This is a genomic window from Wolbachia endosymbiont of Drosophila baimaii (genome assembly GCF_028982185.1).
GTDB classification, from domain to species: Bacteria; Pseudomonadota; Alphaproteobacteria; order Rickettsiales; family Anaplasmataceae; genus Wolbachia; species Wolbachia pipientis.
On the sequence record NZ_JAPQLE010000001.1, the window covers coordinates 1 to 778 of the forward strand.

General features: G+C 41.1%; 1 protein-coding gene. It reads left to right on the top strand.

Going from position 1 to position 778, the window contains the following annotated elements:
• Window positions 1–630 (top strand): phage terminase large subunit (gene terL, locus OZD66_RS00005; RefSeq protein WP_275021823.1); only part of this gene is annotated, 630 nt, incomplete at its 5' end.
• Window positions 631–778 lie beyond the last annotated feature (148 nt).

Genomic DNA, 778 nt, shown 5'->3' on the forward strand with positions numbered 1-778 from the left:
AAAGAAGAAGTTGAGATGATAAAGGTTGAACTTGGGAGTTATGCTTTTGCTGCGCAATATCAACAAAACCCTCTGCCGCTTTCAAGTGGTGTAATTAAACGAGAGTGGTTGAAGCGCTATAGAAATTTTCCTGATAGTCTCTCATATGTCACTCAGAGCTGGGACACTGCAGTTTCAACAAGCAGCATGAGCAACTTTAGCGTCTGCACCACCTGGACAAAAGTGGGCAATAAATTCTATTTACTTGATGTATATCGTGCAAAGCTTGAGTATCCAAAGCTTAAAGAGCAAGTTTTTTCCTTAGCAGCAAGATGGGCGCCACACGCAATTTTAATCGAAGCAAAAACAAGTGGTCAGCAATTGGTGCAAGAGCTAAAAACAAACAGTGATTTACCCATTATTGAAATAGTGCCACATGATGACAAACTTACTCGATTTTATCAAATTGTTCCGATTATAGAGTCTGGCAAGGTTTTTCTGCCGCACCAAGCAGTATGGCTGAACGATTTTGAGTATGAGATTTTAATGTTTCCTGAAACTCGACACGATGATCAAGTGGATAGTACCGTGCAATATTTGCAGTGGGTGAGAGATAGTAGCTCTAGGGTCGCAGCTTTACGGGCATTGTGATTTGAGTCTACCAGTGCTGGGATGACAGCTAGCCTGACAACCGTCATCCCGCTACTTGTTATACCAATTCTCATTATTAGGAGGACAAATAGGAGACATTGCAGAGTTGTTTAATTATGGAGTGGGTAAGAGAGGTAACAAATTTACA